At 40.0% G+C, this 17650-nt stretch carries 19 protein-coding genes and 5 tRNA genes; 5 read left to right on the plus strand and 19 right to left on the minus strand.

What is annotated here, in order from left to right:
- Nucleotides 1-45 precede the first annotated feature (45 nt).
- The 8 genes from glmM to ACJYYY_RS09870 all read right to left on the minus strand — a co-directional run bounded on the left by glmM (nt 46) and on the right by ACJYYY_RS09870 (nt 3963).
- Entirely contained in the window at nt 46-1395 is a 1350-nt protein-coding gene (glmM, locus tag ACJYYY_RS09835) for a phosphoglucosamine mutase (protein WP_035314909.1), read from the minus strand.
- Nucleotides 1396-1437: 42 nt separating this feature from the next.
- Nucleotides 1438-2559 (minus strand): YbbR-like domain-containing protein, encoded by a 1122-nt coding sequence (locus ACJYYY_RS09840; protein WP_408868891.1) that lies wholly within the window; start codon nt 2557-2559, stop codon nt 1438-1440.
- Nucleotides 2556-3362, minus strand: a complete 807-nt coding sequence (gene cdaA / locus ACJYYY_RS09845; protein WP_035314910.1) for a diadenylate cyclase CdaA — start codon at nt 3360-3362, stop codon at nt 2556-2558. The genes ACJYYY_RS09840 and cdaA overlap by 4 nt, the downstream gene beginning before the upstream one ends.
- Before the next feature lie 149 nt (nt 3363-3511).
- Nucleotides 3512-3584, minus strand: a tRNA-Lys gene (locus tag ACJYYY_RS09850).
- 6 nt (nt 3585-3590) lie between these two features.
- Nucleotides 3591-3665, minus strand: a tRNA-Gln gene (locus ACJYYY_RS09855).
- Between the two features lie 9 nt (nt 3666-3674).
- A tRNA-Tyr gene (locus ACJYYY_RS09860) sits at nt 3675-3755 on the minus strand.
- A gap of 42 nt (nt 3756-3797) precedes the next feature.
- Nucleotides 3798-3870, minus strand: a tRNA-Val gene (locus ACJYYY_RS09865).
- 21 nt (nt 3871-3891) lie between these two features.
- Nucleotides 3892-3963 (minus strand) — tRNA-Glu (locus ACJYYY_RS09870).
- Between the two features lie 193 nt (nt 3964-4156).
- Here ACJYYY_RS09870 and ACJYYY_RS09875 point away from each other — a divergent pair.
- Nucleotides 4157-4645 (plus strand): GNAT family N-acetyltransferase, encoded by a 489-nt coding sequence (locus ACJYYY_RS09875; protein ID WP_035314911.1) that lies wholly within the window; start codon nt 4157-4159, stop codon nt 4643-4645.
- Nucleotides 4646-4659: 14 nt separating this feature from the next.
- On the opposite strand, the gene ACJYYY_RS09880 is transcribed toward ACJYYY_RS09875, so the two are convergent.
- Both ACJYYY_RS09880 and ACJYYY_RS09885 read right to left on the minus strand, forming a co-directional pair.
- Nucleotides 4660-5610, minus strand: a complete 951-nt coding sequence (locus ACJYYY_RS09880; RefSeq protein ID WP_035314912.1) for an NAD(P)-dependent oxidoreductase — start codon at nt 5608-5610, stop codon at nt 4660-4662.
- 21 nt (nt 5611-5631) lie between these two features.
- A complete protein-coding gene (locus ACJYYY_RS09885; protein WP_035314913.1) occupies nt 5632-5973 on the minus strand; it encodes a hypothetical protein in 342 nt (113 codons plus the stop codon).
- Nucleotides 5974-6077: 104 nt separating this feature from the next.
- Between ACJYYY_RS09885 and ACJYYY_RS09890 the strand changes: the two genes are divergently transcribed.
- Nucleotides 6078-6251, plus strand: coding sequence for a hypothetical protein (locus ACJYYY_RS09890; RefSeq protein WP_156921189.1), 174 nt, complete (start codon nt 6078-6080; stop codon nt 6249-6251).
- A 73-nt stretch (nt 6252-6324) separates the two neighbouring features.
- Here ACJYYY_RS09890 and ACJYYY_RS09895 read toward each other — a convergent pair whose 3' ends face one another.
- The 8 genes from ACJYYY_RS09895 to ACJYYY_RS09930 form a co-directional block, all read right to left on the minus strand.
- Complete coding sequence (locus ACJYYY_RS09895; protein ID WP_051456974.1) at nt 6325-7650, minus strand: MATE family efflux transporter; 1326 nt, start codon at nt 7648-7650, stop codon at nt 6325-6327.
- The gene (locus ACJYYY_RS09900) at nt 7647-8243 is read right to left on the minus strand and encodes a TetR/AcrR family transcriptional regulator (RefSeq protein ID WP_035314914.1); all 597 of its coding nucleotides are present in this window, start codon (nt 8241-8243) and stop codon (nt 7647-7649) included. The genes ACJYYY_RS09895 and ACJYYY_RS09900 overlap by 4 nt, the downstream gene beginning before the upstream one ends.
- Nucleotides 8244-8578: 335 nt before the next feature.
- Nucleotides 8579-10309, minus strand: coding sequence for a pyruvate oxidase (locus ACJYYY_RS09905; protein WP_035314915.1), 1731 nt, complete (start codon nt 10307-10309; stop codon nt 8579-8581).
- 262 nt (nt 10310-10571) lie between these two features.
- Nucleotides 10572-11123: a DJ-1 family glyoxalase III gene (locus tag ACJYYY_RS09910; protein WP_035314916.1), complete on the minus strand. Its 552-nt coding sequence runs from the start codon at nt 11121-11123 to the stop codon at nt 10572-10574.
- Nucleotides 11095-11895, minus strand: coding sequence for an archaetidylserine decarboxylase (gene asd, locus ACJYYY_RS09915; protein ID WP_051456975.1), 801 nt, complete (start codon nt 11893-11895; stop codon nt 11095-11097). Before asd ends, ACJYYY_RS09910 begins: the two co-directional genes overlap by 29 nt.
- A 43-nt stretch (nt 11896-11938) precedes the next feature.
- A complete protein-coding gene (pssA, locus tag ACJYYY_RS09920; protein ID WP_035314917.1) occupies nt 11939-12460 on the minus strand; it encodes a CDP-diacylglycerol--serine O-phosphatidyltransferase in 522 nt (173 codons plus the stop codon).
- A 166-nt stretch (nt 12461-12626) separates the two neighbouring features.
- On the minus strand, nt 12627-13265 hold the full coding sequence (locus ACJYYY_RS09925; protein WP_051456976.1) for a response regulator transcription factor: 639 nt from the start codon (nt 13263-13265) through the stop codon (nt 12627-12629).
- A gap of 148 nt (nt 13266-13413) precedes the next feature.
- The gene (locus tag ACJYYY_RS09930) at nt 13414-13950 is read right to left on the minus strand and encodes a YceI family protein (RefSeq protein ID WP_035314918.1); all 537 of its coding nucleotides are present in this window, start codon (nt 13948-13950) and stop codon (nt 13414-13416) included.
- Nucleotides 13951-14184: 234 nt separating this feature from the next.
- Here ACJYYY_RS09930 and ACJYYY_RS09935 point away from each other — a divergent pair, with 234 nt between their 5' ends.
- Nucleotides 14185-15189 carry a Gfo/Idh/MocA family protein gene (locus tag ACJYYY_RS09935; RefSeq protein WP_408868892.1) on the plus strand — a complete coding sequence of 335 codons (1005 nt, stop codon included), beginning with the start codon at nt 14185-14187 and terminating at the stop codon, nt 15187-15189.
- Nucleotides 15190-15232: 43 nt separating this feature from the next.
- Here ACJYYY_RS09935 and ACJYYY_RS09940 read toward each other — a convergent pair whose 3' ends face one another.
- Complete coding sequence (locus ACJYYY_RS09940) at nt 15233-15856, minus strand: copper homeostasis protein CutC (RefSeq protein ID WP_035314919.1); 624 nt, start codon at nt 15854-15856, stop codon at nt 15233-15235.
- Between the two features lie 249 nt (nt 15857-16105).
- Between ACJYYY_RS09940 and ACJYYY_RS09945 the strand changes: the two genes are divergently transcribed.
- Together ACJYYY_RS09945 and ACJYYY_RS09950 are read left to right on the plus strand one after the other, a co-directional pair.
- On the plus strand, nt 16106-16768 hold the full coding sequence (locus ACJYYY_RS09945; protein ID WP_269479279.1) for an alpha/beta hydrolase: 663 nt from the start codon (nt 16106-16108) through the stop codon (nt 16766-16768).
- Between the two features lie 20 nt (nt 16769-16788).
- Nucleotides 16789-17637 (plus strand): alpha/beta hydrolase, encoded by an 849-nt coding sequence (locus tag ACJYYY_RS09950; RefSeq protein ID WP_035314921.1) that lies wholly within the window; start codon nt 16789-16791, stop codon nt 17635-17637.
- The last annotated feature ends 13 nt before the right edge of the window (nt 17638-17650 follow it).

Consider the following 17650-nt stretch of genomic DNA (forward strand, 5'->3'; position numbering starts at 1 on the left):
TTCGAAAGTTTCATCTTCCGCCCTGTTCTTCTGATTTTTTATATCTTAAAGACTCATTTCGTCTTTAACAACTGCAACGATTCGTTCACAGTAATTAACGCAGTCTTCTTCACTGGCCGCTTCAACCATTACACGCACTAATGGTTCTGTTCCTGAAGGTCTTACAAGCACACGGCCTTTATCGCCCATCAGCTCTTCGACTTCGGCAATAACAGCCGCAACCTTCTCATTATCAGTCACGTGGTGTTTATCTGTGACACGCACGTTAATGAGCGTTTGTGGGTATTTATCCATTTCGCCTGCTAAGTCAGACATTTTCTTACCTGATTGGTTTAAAATATCAGCTAATTTAACAGCCACTAACATCCCATCTCCGGTTGTATTATGGTCAAGCAACACAATGTGTCCTGATTGCTCACCACCAAAGTTAAAGTTGTTTTCGCGCATTTCAGCAACAACATAACGGTCACCAACCTTAGTCATCACATCGTTAATACCTGCGGCTTCAAGACCACGGTGAAAACCGAGGTTACTCATGACCGTCGAAACGATTGTGTTATTTTTCAATAACCCTTTTTCAGACAAGTATTTACCCATCACAAACATAATTTGGTCACCATCAACGATATTACCTTTTTCATCAACTGCAATAATACGATCACCATCACCATCGAAGGCAACGCCAAGGTCAGCTTCGTTATCAACTACAAAGCGCGCCAACGCTTCCGGATGCGTTGAACCGACACCATCATTAATGTTTAAACCATTTGGTGTTGAAGCCATCGTACAAATATCTGCATCGAGGTCAGCGAATAAACGGTTTGCTAATTGGCTTGTTGCCCCATTCGCCATATCAATCGCAATTTTCATCCCTGTTAAGTTCTCACTTGCACACGAACGTAAAAATTGAATGTATTTGGCTGAACCTTCATAAAAATCTTCGACTGATCCAAGACCATCATCACTTGGACGCGGGAGGTTGTCTGTTGGTTCATCTAATAAACGTTCAATCTCCAACTCATCCTCATCACTCAATTTAAAACCATCTGGTCCAAAGAATTTAATGCCATTATCTTGTACGGGATTGTGCGAGGCCGAAATCATTACACTCGCTGCTGCTTCTTGGACACGTGTTAAGTAAGCCACACCTGGTGTTGAAATGACACCGAGACGCATGACTTCACAGCCCACTGAGATGAGACCAGCAATTAATGCTTGTTCAAGTAACACACCTGAAATACGTGTATCACGAGCAACGAGCACGCGCGGATGTTTCGTAGCTGAATGTTGTGTTAACACATAACCGCCAAAACGTCCTAATTTAAATACAAGCTCCGGTGTTAACTCTTTATTTGCGACACCACGTACACCATCTGTTCCAAAATATTTACCCATTTTCTTTTTCGCTCCTTCAATTTTGCTCATATAATCAGTCAACTACTCTTCTGTTGTATCTTCTGTTACATCAGCATCTGTATTTTCTACTTCAGTTGAGTCACTTGTTGCTTTTTCGTTCGAGGAAAACAATTCACTCTCACTGGTTACTTCGTTGTTAGATGTGTCCTTCTTTTCGACAGTCGTTTTTTTATTTTGTTTGACTGTCTTAACTTTTTGGCCGGTACTAATTGTCACATTAATGACTGGTGACGAGATTAAAGTTGTTTTAGCAGGCACTGTTAATTCGATTTTTTTTATGATGGTTCCTGTGACATCGCTGACATCAACCGGTACTTCGATCACATCGATTTCATCCAACACTTTCGCATCACCTTCAAGCGTTACCTCACTGATATTAGCATTTAAACTCGCAATTGTTACATTATCTTTCGGAATGCCTTTTTGTATTAGTTTAATCGGAACGCTTTTTCCCGACTGTGATACCGGCACAGTGACTTCCACTGTCGTTTTATTTAATTCTACATTAGTTATTTTATTGTAATTATTGTCGAGTACGGTCACATTTGTTTTGATTGTTGTTGTTTCAGTTAAAGCTCTTTCAGCAGTAACCTTCGCCTTTACGGTCGTAATGTTGAGAATCGTATCTCGTGGTCCGGTTACCTTGATTGTTGACACATCCGTCGTTGGCGTGCCTGCTTTAAAGCCCGCCGCAACTAAACCAGACGATAGTTCTGGTTCAACAATAAACTCTTTCGTAATTTTTTCTTGAATCGTGACAGTCACTTCTTTAGGGGTAATCACAGCTTTGATGCCTTCTGGTAAATCTTTCGCTTCCAGCTTCACAACTTGCGTCCCAACTGATGCATTATGCAAGTTAACTTCCACTTTAAAATCACCTTGTTGTTCCATCGCTTTAATAACGTTACGTGACCCCGTCACCTTCATGGTCACAGCCTCAGGCACACCTGAAACAACAACATCTTTGGAGTCGTTAATTACCTCTACAGGCACGTCGGTAATTACTTCGGTATCATTTCCTAATAAAGATAAAGAACTGTCCGTTTCTTTGGCTGTATCGGTCGTGACACTATACAAGACGAGTGTTAACACCAGTGCTAAAACTCGCAATGCCCATCGACTCGATAAAATACGATCAATCATTTTTTTCGCCCCCTTTTCGGAAACTTCCAAAACGACTCTTTAGTTGGTGCTTCAAACGTGCGTTCTAAATAGTGGCGCAAGTCCGCCACACTTAATTCCTGTTGCATCTCACCGTCCATCGTTGTCGAAATACCACCTGTTTCTTCTGAGACGATAACGGTTAAAGCATCGGTCACCTCACTAATCCCCATCGCTGCCCGATGACGAGTTCCTAACGATTTAGAAATCAAGGGACTTTCTGACAGTGGTAAATAACCAGCTGCTGCCGCAATTTTATTTTGCTGAATAATAACAGCACCATCATGTAGTGGCGTGTTTGGAATAAAGATATTAATTAAGAGCTGTTCTGAAATGTTAGCGTCCATTGAGATGCCCGTTTCAACATAATCATCTAATCCGGTTGTGCGTTCAATTGAAATCAATGCACCAATCCGACGTTTTGCCATGTAAGCCACTGCATTTTCAATTGAGCCAATTAAATTCAACCGTTCTTTTTCAGCCTGACTGCGCTTGCGACCAAAAATGTTACCGCGTCCCATTTGTTCTAATGCGCGACGTAATTCCGGTTGAAAAATAATAATAAAGGCTAAAAAGCCCCAAGTCAACGCTTGGTCGACGAGCCATTCAATCGTTTTCAAGTCAAAAAAGTTACTTAGTAACTTCACAATAACAATAATGAGAATCCCTTTGAGTAATTGTACAGCTTTTGTGCCACGCACAAGTAAGATGATTTTATAAATCACAAACCAGACGACAATTATATCAATAATTCCCGCAACACCCGGTAAATGTGATAGCAACATAAGCCTTCCTCCAATTTCTGTTAGTCTACCTACAACTGATTAAAAACCAACTCTAGTATATCATACCTCGCTGTTTTTTACGGCTGACAACCTTCAGACTTCATTTTAAACACAAAAAAATACCTCAGCTATTGCCGAGATACTTGTTATGAGCCGTGCTGGGCTCGAACCAGCGACCCTCTGATTAAAAGTCAGATGCTCTACCAACTGAGCTAACGGCTCTTATAATGGCTGGGGTGGCAGGGATCGAACCTACGCATGATGGAATCAAAATCCATTGCCTTACCGCTTGGCTACACCCCATTATAAGAGTGGAGGAGAGTGGATTCGAACCACTGAACCCTAAGGAACGGATTTACAGTCCGTCGCGTTTAGCCACTTCGCTACTCCTCCATATTGAGTTGTTCTACGATGCTTTCTAATTACGAAAACATATGGGGGTTGACGGGCTCGAACCGCCGACCCTCTGCTTGTAAGGCAGATGCTCTCCCAGCTGAGCTAAACCCCCTCAACTATATCTCTATAGTAATGACCCGTACGGGATTCGAACCCGTGATACCGCCGTGAAAGGGCGGTGTCTTAACCGCTTGACCAACGGGCCTGACTGTTAAAAACTGGTATGTTGTTTCCTTAACACAAAATCTATTATATAAAGAATCGAAGCATTTGTAAACCCTTTTCAACAAACTTTTTACAAAAAAATCTTTTTATTTTTATAAACGGCTTTATCACTATCTTTTCTACAGTTTATTTCCTCTTTTTGATATACTATTTTTATTAAAGGAGTGATTTTTATGTCACATTTACAAATTCGTCCCATCAAACAAAGCGACTATCCCCAACTGATAGCCATCGAAAATAGCGTGTGGAATCAAACGAATACACCTAGCCAGGTATTTTATGCTTCTGTGGCTGATTATCAACAATATTACCCGGTCGGCACGCAATTCGTCGCTCTCGCTCATCAAACGGTTCTTGGTATCGTCCAGTATCATCACGCGACAGCCTTACCCGCTAGTAACCATACATTAAGCATGAGCATTGCAATCGCAAACGATGCGCAACATCAAGGCGTTGGTTCCGCCTTAATGCAACACATTAAAACGTATGCGAAGCAACATAACTACCGTAAAATTACATTACGTGCTTTAGCAACAAATCCACAAGCTCTCAGCTTTTATAAAAAACATCATTTCGTAATCGAAGGGATTTTAAAGGATGAATTTTTTATCGCTGGTCATTATGTCGATGATTATTTATTAAGCTATTTTATTACGGATTAACCTACACTATTTTGTTAGGCGGTGTCTCGCAACGCAGCCGTCAAATTAGTCACCGCATCACTGATCATCCGCGCTCTTGACGCCGCAGTGGCCGATCCCATATGCGCTGATACAACGACTTGAGGCAACTGTAGTAAGGGATGATTGGCGGCAATCGGTTCTTGTTCGAACACATCGAGTGCAGCACCTGCTAATTCGCCTTGTTGCAACGCCTTAATTAAAGCCGTTTCATCGACGGTTTTCCCTCGACCGACATTGATAAAATAAGCCGACTTCTTCATTGTTTTAAAGGCAGTCTCATTCATCAACTGATGGGTTTCATCATTATAAGGTGCTAACATTATGACAAAATACGCGGTCGAAAGTAAGCCCGCTAAGTCAGCATAATAGACAGCATCATATAATTGTTCAGCCTCCAAATGGTGAGAACGCGTGTGATAAATGACTTTCATTCCAAAACCAGCATGCGCCCGTTTTGCCACGGCTGTGCCAATTCGCCCTAACCCAATGATACCGATTGTTTTACCGTATACATCTGTGCCGTAGAGTCCTTCTGCTGTATCTAACGGTCCCTTGAACCACTCGTCCCTGCGGATGGCACGATCCACAGCTGGTAATTGGCGTGCCACGGCTAACGTAAGTGCCAGTGTCAAATCGGCCACCGTGTCAGTTAAAGCATCTGCCGCATTTGTTATCATCACCCCTCGTGCAACAAAGTCCTCCACAACCAACGTATCAAAACCGGCAATCGTTTGACTCACCACTTCTAATTGTGGCATTTTTGCCAGTTCTGCCTCGCTGATAAAAAGACCCGCACCCAACAGCCCTTGAACAGTCGGTAAAGCCGCCTCAAACTGCTCACGTTCACTTGTGCGATAGTTAGGCACATATGTAACCTTAAACGTCCTCTTTAACTGCTCTAGCAATGCCAATGGGATTGGCTGATAAACAATGATCTCTTTCATCTACCCACGCTCCCCTCATGACTACTCTTGAATAAATAATCCTGTCTCGTTGTAATCAATCACAACACCCACCATCCGCTCACTTAGGTTAGCTGACCAAGCCACATTAAGCTGATCATTGATTTTTTCAATGTGATCATCAGCTAACGGTGTTTCAAGTGATAAAGCAAAATGATGATGACCTTGATGATGTTCTTCATTGCCACATTCACAGCTGTTATCAAATAGACAAATTGTATTTAATTCAGGATAAGCCGCTAAAATCGGCGTTAAAAATTGTTGTGCCGCTTCAGTTACGCGCATATTATCCACCCCTTTTTCTTTATAAGCTTCATTATAAGTCACCTTAAACACTGATAGCAAATGCGTTGCCTCTCAGTTTGACAATTATCGGTATATACCTTATGATTATGGGTATGACAACATCAAGATAAGCAGTTCAAACCTGTCTAAGAGGAGGGAGTCGTATGAAATGGTTGGGCATTCTATCTTTAATCATTGGTCTTGCCGCCATCTCAATTTCGTTTAGCATTTCACACATCACGGGCCTCATCGTTTGTGTTGTAGGATTTTGTCTATTCATCATTGGTACCATCTTATTGTTTAAGCAGCAACCTAAGAGAACAAATCGCTATTTTTAACATGAACAGTAATCGTTCCATCTGATATATTGACTAACTAAAAAAGTGTCCCCTCATCGAGGGAGACACTTTTTTAGTGTTGTCGCTTTTCTTGCAACAGATAAACACATAGCAACAAGCAAATAATCCCTTCTGCAACGGGTACAGCTAACCAAACACCACTCGTACCAAACAGTGGTGTTAAAATAACCAAAAAGAGCACGACTAAGACAAATTCACGAATTGCGGTAATGAAAATAGCGAAATTCACGCGTCCACTCGTTTGCATAAATGTTATCAGCACAAAATTCGTTCCCATAAAGAGATAGGCAATAAAGAACAAACGAATACTTTCAGTCGCTAAGGCGATTAATTCCGGTGTGAACTGACCGAACAAGCCAATAATCTGCGTGGTAAACACTCGACCAACAGCAATAATTAACACGCCGATTACCAACGACGAAACAATCCCGTATTTAACAATTTGCCACTGTTGCTTTGGCATCTTAGCGCCTTGATAATAAGAAATCAACGGCTGTGTTGCTGAACTCAACCCTAAAAACAGCAGCAATGCGATGCTATGTGTGTAATTCACGATTGAAAAAGCAGCCGCTCCCATCGTTCCAGCCACACTAACAATTGCGATATTATAGGCAATCGTAAAGACCGAAATCCCCATCTCCGCTAAGAAACTCGGAAAGCCAATATAAAAGAAACTTTTGAAATACCAAACGTTACCAAATGAGAAGGTCAACTTCAGATTATTATTTTTATGCAGAAAATGCGTCAGCATCACTAAGATACCAACTGCTGCTGAGATAATCAAACCGAGCGCGGCTGCCATAATGCCCCAATTTAATACAAATAAAAAGTAATAGTTCAAAATAATATTAACAATCGCCGTCATAATTAACGCAACCATCGCCAGAACCGGCGAGCCATCATTCCGAACAAACAAGCTGAGCATATTCTCTAATGTTAATACAAAACCAAACAATAAAAAGATATGTAAATATTCAGCTGCCATCGGTGTGATCTCTGCATTTGCACCGAGCATCGTAAGTAATTTATCACCAAACATGCCAAGCACAGTACTCACAACCACCGATACGGCAAGCAAGAGCATTACCGCCTGAGTGAAAATTCGCCGTGCCGTTTGCGTATCTCCTGCCCCCATCGCCCTCGAATAGCGTGTCGTTGCACCAACACCAATCCATAGTGACATTGCCACATAAAAACTATAGACAGGAATAACGATGTTGACAGCCGCCAAAGCGGTCGCACCAAGAGCATGCCCCACAAAGACACCGTCCATTACTACATTAACCGCCATCAACATCATGCCCAACATCGATGGAATCGCATATTTGGCAAACACGAGCAAGGGGTGCTTATGTTTGATTGCTGCTAAACTACTCATCTGTTTACCTCCTCAGAAAATCCTGTTGTGATTGTTAGCAAATACATCTTCAAAAAAAAGTTAACGGCCGCCAACAATTCAGCTTCAGTCTTATTCTCCATTGTATCCGATACGCCGTAAATAAAACCAACCAACACATCAACTTGGACACGAATCGCGGCTGGATTAATACGAAACACTCCTTGCATCATACCGTTGCGTAAAATGAGCTCAAACGCTGCCCGATCAGAGGCAACCCAGCGTTCACGTTCTTCTTTCTGCCCATTGATTTCAAGTAAATATTCATCTAACGCTTTTCGTAAAGGGTGACGTAAATCTTCGTAGATAAAGGCCTTAAAATAAGCCATTAACTGTTCACTTGGTTTCGTGATGGTATCTCTGATGACATGCCAACTTTTATACCACTGCTCTTCCCACTGTTTTAAGACTATCTCGAATAAGTGTCCTTTACTTTCGTAATGATACAATATGTTACTACGAGTTGTACCGACCGCTTCAGCAATCAGCTGTAAAGAGGTATCATTATAGCCTTTTTCACTAAACAGATGCTGCGCTGCAGTGAAAATCAATTGTTTTTTAGTTACCTTCATCATTTTCATTCCTCCTCGCGAAAAAACTGACCATTTGTTCAGTTTAGTTGAGTGAGAATAATAAGTCAACTAAAGCAGAAAAAAAATGAAAGTACGCTAGTAGAACTGAAACTTTGAAAGTGAAATCAGCTCACCCAACTCCGCAAATAGCAGAACTGCAACTCATCCCTTGCTAGCTTCTGAGCTAAAAAAAGATAACTTTAACATAATCTAACATCAAAAGAGAACTATTTGGCTACTTATTCCCGCAAAAAACCCTCCAACAATGTTGGAGGGCTCAGATTGTAAACAAAGTCTAAACAGTCTTCATTTACGAGGTGATAAGACTTGATTAGATCCTAGAAGAATTGACGCATGATATCTTTTAGTGGTGGTAATTGTGCAATTCTTTTTTCTTCTAATGCTGTACGGATTTCAAAACGAGCGAAACCTTTTGCTTCGTCCATTACGATTTTACCTGGTAATGGCGCTGCATTTTGGTCAGTCACAACATCGATGATAACTGGGCAGTTATCTGCTTTAGCCGCAGTAAAGGCAGCTTCAAGTTCTTCGAATTTAGTAACGCGATAACCTTTTCCGCCACACGCTTCAGCAAATTTAGCGAAGTCGATGTCAGAGTGATCGATACCGTAGTTTAATTGACCTTGTGCTTGTTGTTCATATTTAATGAATGATAATTGTTGGTTGCTTAACACCACGTTGATCATTGGCAAGTTGTAATGTACTGCCGTTGCAAAATCTTGCATAACCATTGCAAACGCGCCGTCACCTTGTAATGAGATAACTTGACGTTTAGAATCCGCCATGTTTGAAGCAATTGCGCCAGGAAGTGCACAACCCATTGTACCTAACCAAGCAGAGATTAAGAAGTCATTTTTATGACCTAATTTCAAGTAACGTGTACTCCAAACAGTTGATGTACCGACGTCGATTGAGAAGACAGCGTCTTCGTCAGCAATACGTTGCATTTGTTTGATAACGGCTTGAGGAGCGATTGGAGACGTTGTTTTGTCCATGTGCTCATCCATCCATTTCCACCATGTTTGCATGTTTTTGTTACATGCTTTCAAGAATGGACGATCTTTCACTTCTTTAGCGTGAGTTGTTAAGTATGCTAATGCTTCTTTAGCATCACCAACGATACCAACAGTTGCCGCATGGCGTTTACCAATACGAGTTGCGTCGATTTCGATTTGGATACATTTAGCTTTAGCCGGTAAGTATTTACGGAATGGGTAATCAGTACCTGCTAAGATTAATAAATCTGATTCTTGCATTGCTTCGAAAGCAGGCTTAGTTCCGATTTGACCAATGTTACCAACGTAGTTAGGGTGCATATCAGCCATGATACCTTTACCTGGTAATGTTGACATTACAACAATACCCATTTTTTCAGCGAAAGCAGTTACTTCAGCTTTGGCTTTTTTAGTACCAGTACCGATAAGCATTGTTGGTTTTTTAGCAGCATTGATTAAATCAACTGCAGCTTCTAAATCAGCAACGTTTAAGCCTGTACGAGTTGGTTGTTTTGGTGCATCAAGACGTTCAACTGTATCAGCAATCATGTTTTTAGGCACATCATCAGGAATAATAACAACCGCAACGCCACGTTTTTCGTAAGCTGCACGAATCGCTTGATCGACAACGATTGGTAATTGTTCAGGACGAGTAATTTCTTTATTGAAGACAGCACAGTCATCAAAGATTGCTGCTGTGTCGACTTCTTGGAAGTAATCAGTGTTAGCAAATTTACTTGGAATTTGACCAACAAGTACTAATTGAGGTACTTTGTCCATTTTCGCATCATACATACCGTTTAAAAGGTGTAATGCACCTGGTCCACCGATTGATAAAGCGACACCGATTTTACCAGTTAATTTTGTGTAAGACGCTGCTGCAAGTGATGCAACTTCTTCGTGACGAACATGGATAAATTTGATTGAATCTTGCTCTTTTTGCAAGGCATCAACGATGTTATCGATTGAATCACCTGGTAAACCATAAACATGGTCGATGTCCCAGTTTTTAAGGACGTTTACTACTGCTGAACCGGCATTGATTTTTCCCATTATATTATATCCTCCTTGGTTTCACTGACGCTTACGCGTAGTGCTGTTTGTTCTGCTCTTCTTTATCAAACAAACAGATTTACATTTTTATCATTCCTTGAATGCAATACCAATATTAACATAATGTGTCAGAAATTCAACAATTTTTTTCACCTTTTGCAAGTACTTAATAACTAATCAAACCTATACTATAACACGAAATCAGCGGTTTTAATGAACAAAAAAACGACAGCTCTGTAGGCTGTCGTTTCCTTGTAAATCATTATTTCCCATGTAAAATGGATGACGCCAATGCAGTTGCCGTCTTTTGATCACAGAGTCGCTCAACAACCGCTAATGCAAGTTCAATCGTTGTCCCAGCAGCACGTGAGGTGATGATTGCATCTGATATAACAACGTTGTTATCTGAATATAACGGAGTCGTTATATCTTGTTTGACTGCCGGAAAACTCGTCACCGTATGCCCCTCTAAAATACCTGCTTTTTCAAGTGCAATTGGTGCCGCACAAATTGCTGAAATTAACTTTTTCGACGAATAATGTTTTTTAATTATCTGTTGTACAACAGCATTATCACGTAACGTTTCGGCGCCTTTACCACCTCCGGGTAAGTAAAGACAATCATAAACGGTGTTAGCCACATCATTCATAAGACAATCGGCCTCAACAATAATGTCATGAGCACCTCGAACCGCAAGTTGATTGTTGACCGCAGCTGTTACCACTTCGATATCCACACGTCTAAAGAGATCTATCGCTGCAATCGCCTCAATTTCTTCAAAACCATCAGCCAGTAGTACTAATATTTTCGTCATCTGCAATCATCCTTTCTTTGTAGTTACCTAAGCTACTACGAACGGCGATAAAATCACCTGTTTTCTTCTTGGAAAAATCGATCTTCTTAGCAGGCGAAAGTATCACCACCGTCGATCCGAAGTTGAAATAACCCAATTCGGCGCCTTTTTCAATTTCTTTTCCAGAAAAAGTATCGACAATTGAATTAATATTCAACGCACCGACCGCTACCAATAATGTATCCTCACCAATTCGATAGACTACCCGGTGATTTTTAGCATACAATTGTGAAATATTAGTCATGCCCCACTCATTGACGGGAAAACTCGTACGTCCTAGTTCCCCCACACGACGAATCGCCCCTGCTATCGGAGAATGATAGCGATGATATTGACTTGGACTTAAATATAAAATGATAAAACTGCCCCCACCGCCAACTGTAGCGGCAACTGATTCACCTAGTAATTCCTTTAATTGATAGGTCGTCCCCTTAACTTCAAATGTTTGCTCAGCTGTAATGATACCAGACTGTTGAATAAAACCATCTACTGGAGATACCCAATCAGTGGCAGCTAACGGTCTCTTTTTCAGATTAATCGGTCGGGCGAAAAAGGCGGCAAGCGTTTGATAAGATGAGACTTTCGCTGTCATTTCAGCTTGATTTATCCGATATTTTTTAGCAAACAGTTTAATCAACGGCTTGCTTAATCGAGAACATGTGAATCTTTTCAAAGGTGCTGATACTAATCGTAACGCTAATATTCTCATAATCATTACTTGCACTTTCTTCATATGTTTAACTCCTAAATAAGGCTGTAGCATCACAACACGTAATTTACACCTCTTCTATTTCAACATCTTCTTTTGAATGACCTAATTTTCTGACTTGAATTTGACTAACCATTAAAAAGCCAAGGAAGATTATAATAATACCACCTAAAAAGACCGGTAATATTTGGACAATTAATAACGTTGTCAACGCCGCTGCTGGAACGGGTAAACCGATAAAATAATTAAGCCCGGATTGACTGACATTAAAACGGGCCAGTCGCACAATACTGCAAATCAAATAGACGACTGTGCTGACTAATGTCCAAAAATGCAACCCGTTAACTGTAAGATGAATTACCATTGGCGCAACCCCAAAAGTCACAACATCCGCCAATGAATCAAGCTCTTTACCTATGGTGGAACTAGAATTCAATCGTCTCGCAGAGTATCCATCAAAACAATCGCATAACATCCCGATTAAAATCAACACGACCGCATAAAAAATATAGGATTGACTTGCTACTAAAATGGCAAAAAATCCGGCCAAAAAGTTACTAATTGTAAGGATTGAAGGAATATACTTCATCGTTGTTCCCTCCTTTCTATTCTCAGTTTCATTATATACCTTTATGTTTTACTTTCCTACCTATTACTAGTTAGAAAACATTAAAAGAACCCAAAACATAACAACTGTTTCCGGCTCTTTTATCTTTCTCTGTCACAATCCCATCTTCGCAAAGATTGTCTGTCGCTTAGATGGAATAGACGTTACTCTGCTTTTCAACTGCCTGTTGCATCGTTGCATTTAATTTCAACAGCACTTGATTGCGACTTTTGACATTCATTTTTTGGAGAATATGGCTCACGTGATTTTTAACCGTATTCTCACTTAAACCTAAAAATTGAGCAATTCGTTGATTATTCTCACGTTTGATAATCAACTGTAAAACTTCTGTTTCTCGCGTCGTTAACTTATAACGAGAGGCTCCATTAATACCTCGCTCTGCCTTAATATCAATCACATTCGCGGCAAAAAACGGATCGATGTAAGTCTCGTTATTCAGCACAGCTTGAATGGCAGCCGTCAAATGTTCTTCACATACACTATAAGATAAGAAGCCTTTAATTTTTTTACTGCACGCTCGTGAATTAAATGACTCTGAAAATAATAAATACCTCGTTTTAAAATCTGTGTATACAGTATGTTTATAGTCGTTATACTCCGCATCGATAATACATAGTTTAAGCGGTATAGGTGTACATGTTTTATAATTTTCATAGTCAGCTGTCTTGTTATCATTTTCTTGAATAATAACATGTTCAACGTTCGCTAACATTGTCTTTAAGCCTTCGCAAAAAATATTACGTCCCCTTAATTCAATATATATCATCTATGAGCCTCCCTTTAAAACAATCTTTCTTCCATCTGTATCCAATTCCCTTTTTTTCATATCATAAACTAGTTTACCAGTATTTTATAAAAAAATAAAGAAAGCACTCCCATGAGTGCTTTCCTTATTTTTTATCAATCTCTTACCTTTAACGCTCTGCAATCACTTCAAGTTCCACCGAGATTTTAATCTCATCCCCGATTAAAACACCACCTGTTTCAAGTGCAGCATTATACTCAATTCCGAATGCTTTACGGCTGATTTTTGCATCTGCTGAAAAACCAGCCACAATTGAACCATCCATTGGATTTTTACTTTGACCTGCAAATTCAACATCAAAGCTGATTGGTTTAGTGACGCCAACTAGGGTTAAGTCACCTATCATTTTGTATTCATCTTCAGCTGTTTTCGTAATAGTTGTTGCGACAAAATCAATCGTTGGATTGTTTTCAACATTAAAGAAGTCGGCACTCTTAAGATGCTCATCTCGTGCTTCTTGTTTGGTTTTAATACTATCTGCTTGAATTGTAAATTTAATATCAGCAGTCGTCAAATCAGTTACGTCCATATTTAACTCGGCTGAAAAAGTTTGGAACGTACCTTTAACCTTTGAAATCATCATGTGTTTCACTTGAAAATCGATTGAAGAATGGGCTGCATCTAATTTATATGTTTTGTTTGTCATTTTTCATTTCCTCCTAATAGTTGGTTTCGCTTAACTTCTATTTATACTTTACCACACTTACTTTTTGTAATCAAGTTATTTTAAGTAACTTTTATTCGTTTTCTTATATAACTTACCCTATCTACTACAAAATCAATCATCTATTAAAAAAATTCCCTTGCACAGCTCAAATGACAGCGCTTTTTCACTAATTATATGATATTCTTAAATAAAATAGGAAATGAGGGAGTTTGAATGATTAACTATGCAGTGATTGGCACAAGTATGATATCAGGTCAGTTTATCAAATCAGCACAAGCCACGAATGAATGGGACTTAACGGTGCTTTACTCCCGTTCGGTTGAAAAAGCAGAACACTTCTTAACAGCTGAAGAACTTGCTTTCGTACCGATTGAAACAAACTGGAACGCCTTTTTAGGAGATGATCGTTTTAGCACCGTCTATATTGCCTCACCGAACAGCCTTCATTTTCAACAAGCGATTGCCTTATTACAGGCAAAAAAAAATATTGTCGTTGAAAAACCAATTTTTCCAACCGCGGCTGAAGTCGTAACAGCTCAAAAAATCGCGAAAGAAAATGGCGTCTTTATCTTTGAAGCTGCAAGACATATCCATGAAGAAAACTTTAAAGTCGTCAAAGACTTACTCGGTAACAGCCCTGAAATTGAAGGCGCCACCTTTGCCTATTCAAAATACTCATCACGTTATGATCAAGTACTTAACGGTGAAGAACCTAATATTTTCACAACCAAATTTGCTGGCGGTGCCTTAGTCGATTTAGGCATTTATTTAGTATATTCCGCAGTCGCTTGGTTTGGTGTTCCCGACCAAGCTCATTATTTCGCCAAAAAAATCAGTACCGGTGTTGATGGTTCAGGCACAATTATTTTGCAGTACCCCTCATTTAATGTCACCTTACTCACAGGTAAGATTATTCAATCTTATTTACCGTCAGAAATATATACAAACACAACCACCATTAAACTAGATGCAGTTAATGCTATTACTGATATTGCAGTCTGGCATCGTGAAACAAATAGTGAGACGCAACATGCTGTGGCAGCTCCTGAGCTGTTATTATATGATGAGGCTCTTGCATTTGCCTCTGTCATCAACCACCCAACAGATGAACAAGCACTGGCTCGCTATGCTTACTGGTCTGAATTAAGCTTACAAGTAACTACCTTAATCGAACAGTTAAGGCAAGATGCCGGTATTATCTATGACGCTGAAAAATAATTAGAAGTTAATCCCCCTCGCTCAAACAGCGAGGGGGATTTGTTTAAACAAGTCGTGTACCATGTACTTCTGTTACTTCAAGGATGTGCGCAATGTTATGCATATTTTCTTTTGTAATCCCGCCACCGGGTAAAATCACTAGCCTTTCGTTGGCATGATTTTGATAAGCTTTTAAAACAGCAAGATGATCACTAATCGCAGTAGTTAATGGACCACCATGTGTCAAAATCCGTGTTACACCGTGGTCAGCAAGCCAATCAATCGCTTTAAACGGATCAGAGAGCTCGTCAAATGCCATGTGAAATGTTAAGTCCATACCTGCTGCTGCAGCGATGATTGCTTTGTTCTTTTCTTCATCTAATGTGTTAACTGCTGTTAAACAACCAAATACAAGCCCGGTTATCCCACAGTCTTTGTACGCCTGCACATCGGTTAACATCATCGCTAATTCTGCCTCATTAAAGACAAAGTCACCTTTTCGAGGACGCACCATCGCCATCACCGGCACCTTATGTTGTGCACAAAAAGCAGCTGTTTGTTTCGCTACCCCTAAACTGACCGAGGTACCACCTTCTGCTAAGTTATCACATAGCTCAATTCGATCAGCCGCTGCAATAATTGCTGGTATTCGTTCGAAATTCTCAACACAGACTTCTTTTAATAACATCTCTTTTCCTCCTCGATATAGACTTCTTCTTTATTATAAAACAACTTCTTCTGATATAATACTTTTTAACAAACCAATTAGTATTTTATAGTTAGTTATTTTCCGTTTCATTCTAACGGTTAAGTACTTTACTTAAGCGGAGGTGTTTCTATCAAATAAATATTCATCCTATTAGCTAGTATAGCGCTTCTTTTATTAACTGGTTGTCAACCATATGATAAATCCTTTTCACCGCGGAAAGAAACGGCGATTCCAATCATACTTGTACCTGGAACACATGCAACTGAAGATCGTTTCGATGCCTTTACATCCGATTTATCTACTAGCTATCATCATCAAGCGACAACAATGAAAATCACTGTTATGAAAGACTTAACCTTGGATTATAGCGGCGCAAAATTAACACCCGATACCCATCGGCCATTTATCGTTATCGCCTTAGAAGATCTCTTTCAACGCTATCATTTTAAACAATTTGATGCCGTCGGTCATTCTAATGGCGGACTCGTCTTAACTAACTTTTTAGAATATCACAGCAGTGAAATTAAATCGCAGTTACGTCATTTAGTCACAGTGGCTACTCCTTATAACGACACAAAACAAACAGATAACGGCACGAACAGTGATATCACAAAAATCCCAACCCAAACACATCTGTTGACGAATTTTATTGATCGTAATGTCTTTATTCCTAAAAGTATTACCCTGTTGAACATCACTGGCGATATCAAAGATAATCATGAATCTGATGGTATTGTGCCTGTTAACAGCGCCTTGTCGGGTAGCCTTATTTATAAAGATGTCATTCAGTCTTACCGTGAAAAAGTCGTAACCGGTAAAGGTGCTGGCCATAGTGATATTTTAGAAGATGATGCCACCAAAGAAGCGATTATTGAATTTATTTATCGTTAAGCTATCAAAAAGGAGGACTTATGTTTAAACAATTTAAGCTAGTACTCATCTCATGCCTACTTGTTGGACTCGTTGGCTGTCACACTGTCTCCCATTCAAAAAACACTCAAGGTACCTTAACAAGTAAGAGTATCGCACCAATTATACTTGTTCCAGGTACTAATGGGCGGGCCACCGATTTCGATGCTTTCATCAAAAACATCGGTGCCTTTTATAACTACACACCGCATGTCTTGCGTTTAATTGTTCATCCTGACCATCAGTTGAGTTATTTAGATAAGCCTTTACCTATTACAACGACGCGCCCCTTCATTGTGATTGCTTTTGAAGATAGTTCAGAAGATGGCACCTTAACACAATCGGCCTGGCTTCATACCGCCCTAACAGCGATACACACTGATTACGATTACTCCAATTTTGCTGCTGTTGGCTACTCTAACGGCGGACTTGTTTTAACACACTTACTTGAACAATATCCGCAGTCTCCTTTTAAGATGACTGATTTAATTACGATTGCTACACCCTTTAATGACTTAAGTTTGGTCGATAACGGGGAATCCGCCTTTATCGACCACCCCCCTTTAGTGACCGAGACGCTTTCTTTTTTAATCGCTCACCAACAAACGCTACCGCCTGAATTGAATTATTTAAATATTACTGGTGATGTCGCAGCAAATCATCTTTCTGATCAAGTCGTTCCAGTTAATAGCGCGCTCAGCGGTCGGTTGATTTATCGCAACATCGCCAATTATCGCGAAAAAATATTTATCGGCCCGCAGTACTCACATCAGCATATTTTAAGTGATTCGCTTGTTCAACAAGCGCTTATGTCTTATATTGACGACGAAACAAAAACCGACACAAATTAAGTGTCGGTTTGAG

This window comes from Brochothrix campestris, from assembly GCF_046058945.1.
GTDB lineage: Bacteria > Bacillota > Bacilli > Lactobacillales > Listeriaceae > Brochothrix > Brochothrix campestris.

Bases quoted from the DNA above. Each gene is read 5' to 3' on its own strand.
- ACJYYY_RS09900 (WP_035314914.1), bottom strand. From the start codon at position 8,243: ATGATGAAGGTAACTAAAAAACAATTGATTTTCACTGCAGCGCAGCAT.
- glmM (WP_035314909.1), bottom strand. From the start codon at position 1,395: ATGGGTAAATATTTTGGAACAGATGGTGTACGTGGTGTCGCAAATAAA.
- ACJYYY_RS09890 (WP_156921189.1), top strand. From the start codon at position 6,078: ATGAAATGGTTGGGCATTCTATCTTTAATCATTGGTCTTGCCGCCATC.
- ACJYYY_RS09880 (WP_035314912.1), bottom strand. From the start codon at position 5,610: ATGAAAGAGATCATTGTTTATCAGCCAATCCCATTGGCATTGCTAGAG.
- ACJYYY_RS09910 (WP_035314916.1), bottom strand. From the start codon at position 11,123: ATGACGAAAATATTAGTACTACTGGCTGATGGTTTTGAAGAAATTGAG.
- ACJYYY_RS09905 (WP_035314915.1), bottom strand. From the start codon at position 10,309: ATGGGAAAAATCAATGCCGGTTCAGCAGTAGTAAACGTCCTTAAAAAC.
- ACJYYY_RS09930 (WP_035314918.1), bottom strand. From the start codon at position 13,950: ATGACAAACAAAACATATAAATTAGATGCAGCCCATTCTTCAATCGAT.
- ACJYYY_RS09895 (WP_051456974.1), bottom strand. From the start codon at position 7,650: ATGAGTAGTTTAGCAGCAATCAAACATAAGCACCCCTTGCTCGTGTTT.
- ACJYYY_RS09935 (WP_408868892.1), top strand. From the start codon at position 14,185: ATGATTAACTATGCAGTGATTGGCACAAGTATGATATCAGGTCAGTTT.
- ACJYYY_RS09950 (WP_035314921.1), top strand. From the start codon at position 16,789: ATGTTTAAACAATTTAAGCTAGTACTCATCTCATGCCTACTTGTTGGA.
- cdaA (WP_035314910.1), bottom strand. From the start codon at position 3,362: ATGTTGCTATCACATTTACCGGGTGTTGCGGGAATTATTGATATAATT.
- ACJYYY_RS09840 (WP_408868891.1), bottom strand. From the start codon at position 2,559: ATGATTGATCGTATTTTATCGAGTCGATGGGCATTGCGAGTTTTAGCA.
- pssA (WP_035314917.1), bottom strand. From the start codon at position 12,460: ATGAAGTATATTCCTTCAATCCTTACAATTAGTAACTTTTTGGCCGGA.
- ACJYYY_RS09925 (WP_051456976.1), bottom strand. From the start codon at position 13,265: ATGATATATATTGAATTAAGGGGACGTAATATTTTTTGCGAAGGCTTA.
- asd (WP_051456975.1), bottom strand. From the start codon at position 11,895: ATGAAGAAAGTGCAAGTAATGATTATGAGAATATTAGCGTTACGATTA.
- ACJYYY_RS09940 (WP_035314919.1), bottom strand. From the start codon at position 15,856: ATGTTATTAAAAGAAGTCTGTGTTGAGAATTTCGAACGAATACCAGCA.
- ACJYYY_RS09875 (WP_035314911.1), top strand. From the start codon at position 4,157: ATGTCACATTTACAAATTCGTCCCATCAAACAAAGCGACTATCCCCAA.